Origin of the sequence: Micromonospora sp. D75 (genome assembly GCF_018070405.1) — a bacterium.
Classification (GTDB): domain Bacteria; phylum Actinomycetota; class Actinomycetes; order Mycobacteriales; family Micromonosporaceae; genus Micromonospora; species Micromonospora chalcea.
Genome location: NZ_JAGPXV010000587.1, coordinates 1 through 3754, shown reverse-complemented (window position 1 = coordinate 3754; position 3754 = coordinate 1). Strand labels below are relative to the sequence as shown.

Here is a 3754-nt window from a genome sequence, read left to right as displayed (position 1 = left end):
GCGCGCTGGAGCCCTGATCGCAGCACCCCGGCCGCCCGTTGCGGCCAGGACGCGCTGCCGCGCAGCGTGGGCGGATCGGCGGCGGAGAGCACGGCGGCGGTCAGGTCACCGCCGCGCGGGGCGGACAGCCGCCCCTGGGTGGTGACCCGCTGACCCGGCAGCAGCGGCCGCCAGGCCGGGTCGGTGGCCAGCACCAGGGCGCGTACCGGGCCGGTGACCCGCGCGCCGTCGCCTCCGGTGAGGCGGACCAGGTCGACGCGGACCAGGAGCATCGGTGGCCGGCCGGGGGCACCGCGTACCGGGCGGGGATCGTCGCGCAGCACCAGGTCGGCGGTGACCACTGCGCCTTCGGTGACCAGAGCGCGTACCGCCGTGGCGTCGCGGATCGCGAGCCGGGCGCCGGTGGCGGCGGCCCCGCAGACCACGCCGAGCAGCACGGCGACCACGATCCAGCCGTAGCGGCGGGTCGGTTCCCCCGGTCGGCCGAGCACGCCGCAGCAGCGCAGGGCCGCCAGGAGGGCGAGCGCGGCGGCGACGGCGGCCGTCCACACGGTCGCGCGGACGGTGAGGTGCAGCCCGGCCAGCGCGGCGAGCCACGCGGCCACCGCCAACCCGGCCAGCCGCAGGTCGGGCACGTCGCGGACAGGCGCAGGGTCACCGTCGAGGACGGGCGAGGCAGCGGCACGCCGGCCGGTCACACCGTCACCAGTTCCTTGAGCTGCTCGTACCGGGCGTCGCCGATGCCGTCGACCTGCCGCAGGTCGGACACGGACCGGAAGCCGCCGTGCTGGTCGCGGTGGTCGAGGATCCGCTGGGCGAGCACCGGGCCGACGCCGGGTAGCGCGTCGAGCTGGGCAAGCGTCGCGGTGTTCAGGTTGACCGGTCCGGCCGGCGCCGCAGGTCCGCCCGGCGCACCGCCTGCGCCCGCCGCGGCGGGCCCGCCCGGTGGCGGTGGGGCGGTCACGCCGACCAGGATCAGTTCACCGTCGGTGACCTTGCGGGCGGGGTTGAGCAGCGCGACGTCGACGCCGGGCAGCGCGCCGCCTGCCGCTTCGACGGCGTCGGCCAGCCGGGCGCCGGCCGGCAGCCGGACCAGGCCGGGGCGGCGGACCTTCCCGGCCACCGCGACGACCACCTGACCCGGTGCGCCGGCTGACGCGGGCACCCCGGTGACCGCCTCGGTCGCCGCGCCCACAGGCGCCTCGGAGGACGCCGTCACCGGCGGCACGGGTTCGGTGCTCGGACGCGAGCGCCAGGCCCAGACGGCGGCCACCACGACCACCACTGCCGCCACCGCCGCGAGCGCCCGCACACCCCGGCGGCCGGGATCGAACGCCCCGGGTCCGGGCAGCCGGGACGCCAGGCCGCGCGCGGCCACCGGAGCATCGTGGGACGGGCCGTCGTCGGCGTCCGGCTCGGCGGACCAGGGGTTCGCCCCGGACGAGGGTTCCCGCCCGCCGTCGCGCTCCGGGAAGCCGGGACGCAGCCCGAGACCCGGCTCGGCCTCGCCGGGCCCAGGCCCGAACAGCCGGGCGAGCCGCCGCCGTACCGTCGTCTCCTCGTCGTCTGGCACGGCTCGGGACGCTACGGCGACAGCTCGTCCCGCATCGGCCGATGAACGCTCACCTGTGGACAACCAAGGGACTGTGGACACACACCCGATCAAGCCCTGGCCGTGCTAGGTGGCCGAAAACTACGGTCAGCGCGCCTCCGGGTCCAGGCCGAGCGCGGCCCGTCCCCCGTCGACCGGCACGACCGCGCCGTTGACGAACGAGGCGCGTTCGGAGAGCAGGAACGCGACCACCTCGGCCACCTCGTCGGTACGCCCGATCCGGCCGAGCGGGTGCAGCCGGGCCATCTCCGCGTCGACGTGCGCGACCTCGACCGGGTCGAGTCCGGCCAGGTAGGCGGCGTGCCGTTCGGTGTGGACGGAGCCGAGCGCCACCGCGTTGGCGCGGATCCCGTGGCGGCCGTAGTCGACGGCGAGCGCCCGGGTCAGCCCTTCCAGCGCGGCCTTGGCGGTGGCGTACGGCAGCGCGCCCGGCACCGCCCGGCGGGCCTGGTGGGACGAGACGTTGACGATCGCGCCGCCGGTCCGGGCGGCCAGGAACCGGCGTACGGCGGTGCCGGCCCCGGCCACGGCGGGCCGCAGGTTGAGCGTGATCAGGTCGACCACCTCGCTCGCGGGCGCGCGGTGCAGGTCGGCGTCGCGGAAGACGGCGGCGTTGTTGACCCAGCCGGCCAGCGGCGCGTACGCCTCGGCGCGGTCGGCGGCCCGGCCGGTGACCGCCTCGTCGCCGGCGTCCCCGGTCACGGCGTGCAGCCGGTCGGCGAGCGGATGCCGGGCCAGCCAGTCCAGTGCGCTCGTGTCCCGTTCGACCACGACCACGATGCCGCCGTCGGTGGCCAGCCGTTCGACGATGGCGCGTCCGACGCCGCGCCCGCCGCCGGTGACGACATACGACCGGAGGTTCATCCGGCCACCCTAGGGTGTACGGCGGTGGACCACCACGCACGCCAGCCCCGGCCCGGCGTGGGCGGCGACCACCGCTCCGGCCTCGGTGACGTACGTGTCGTGCAGCCGGTCGCCCAGCCGCTCGGTCAGCGCCGTCAGCAACTGCTCGGCCCGCTGCGGCGCGGCGAGGTGGTGCACCGCGACGTCGACCTGGGCGTCGTCTGCCGCCTCGACGGCGAGGTCGACCAGCCGCGCGACTCCCCGGCTGGCGGTACGGACCTTGTCCTTCACCACGATCGCGCCATCCGGCATGTGCATGATCGGCTTTACCGAGAGGGCGGTGCCGAGCAGCGCCTCGGCCGCGTTGATCCGGCCGCCCCGGCGCAGGAACTCCAGCGTGTCGACGTAGAAGTAGATGGTGGTGCGGGCGACCGCGTCCAGCGCCGCGTCGCGTACCCCGGTCAGGTCGGCGCCCGCCGCGGCGGCCGCGGCGGCGGCGAGCGCCGGGAAGCCGAGGCCCATGCCTGTGGATCGGCTGTCGACGACGGTGACGCGGTCGTCGCCGACCTCGGCGGCGGCGAGCCGGGCGGCCTCGACAGTGCCGGACAGTTCCGCGGACAGGTGCACCGACACCACGCCGTCGGCGCCCTCGGCGAGCAGCGTGCGGTAGACCTGCGCGAACTGTTCGGGCGCGGGCCGGGACGTGCTCACCGAGACCCGCCGGCCGCTCAGCGCGCGGGTGGCGTCGGCCGGGGAGGTCTCGACGCCCTCCAGCCCTTCCGCGCCGTTGAGCACGACTGTGAGCGGGACGACGGTGAGCCCGCGTGCGCGGGCCAGGTCGGAGGGCAGGTAGGCGGTGGAGTCGGTGACGACCGCGACGGGCATGACCGGCACGCTAGCCGATGGCGCTGTGACGCGCCGGGGCCGGAGGTGTCAGACCGCGTCGGTGAGCGCCGCCCGGGTGACCAGACCGACGTTGTGCGCCCGCAGGTGCCAGCCCCGGACGCCGTTGTGGCGCAGTTCGGTCCAGTGGCAGTTCGCCAGCGAGCCGAGGCTGCGCAGCACCGTGTGGTCCCAGCCGAGCAGGTGCCCGACGCCCTGCCGGGCGCCGCCGCCGTGGGTGGTCACCACGACCGTGCCGCCGACGGCGAGGTCGGCCGCGTCCTGGAACCCGGCGCCGAGCCGGGCGCCCAGGTCACCCAGGGGTTCGAGGCCGGCGCCCGGGTCCGGGTCGCCGGCCCGCCAGCGGGCGTACTCGTCGGGGAACCGTTCGGCCACCTCGGTCAGGGTGAGGCCCTG

The 3754-nt window shown here is 76.8% G+C and carries 4 protein-coding genes and 1 pseudogene; all 5 read right to left on the bottom strand.

Annotated elements, in window-relative coordinates:
- Window positions 1–635, bottom strand: a pseudogene (locus tag KBX39_RS25945) (competence protein ComEC); the annotation flags it as partial.
- 59 nt (window positions 636–694) lie between these two features.
- Window positions 695–1573, bottom strand: a complete 879-nt coding sequence (locus tag KBX39_RS25940) for a ComEA family DNA-binding protein (protein ID WP_113972686.1) — start codon at window positions 1571–1573, stop codon at window positions 695–697.
- A gap of 126 nt (window positions 1574–1699) precedes the next feature.
- Window positions 1700–2476, bottom strand: a complete 777-nt coding sequence (locus tag KBX39_RS25935) for an SDR family NAD(P)-dependent oxidoreductase (protein ID WP_210872959.1) — start codon at window positions 2474–2476, stop codon at window positions 1700–1702.
- A gap of 9 nt (window positions 2477–2485) precedes the next feature.
- Window positions 2486–3340, bottom strand: a complete 855-nt coding sequence (locus KBX39_RS25930; RefSeq protein WP_043328988.1) for a DegV family protein — start codon at window positions 3338–3340, stop codon at window positions 2486–2488.
- A gap of 48 nt (window positions 3341–3388) precedes the next feature.
- Window positions 3389–3754: histidine phosphatase family protein (locus tag KBX39_RS25925; protein WP_210872957.1), on the bottom strand; the 366-nt coding region annotated here is incomplete at its 5' end.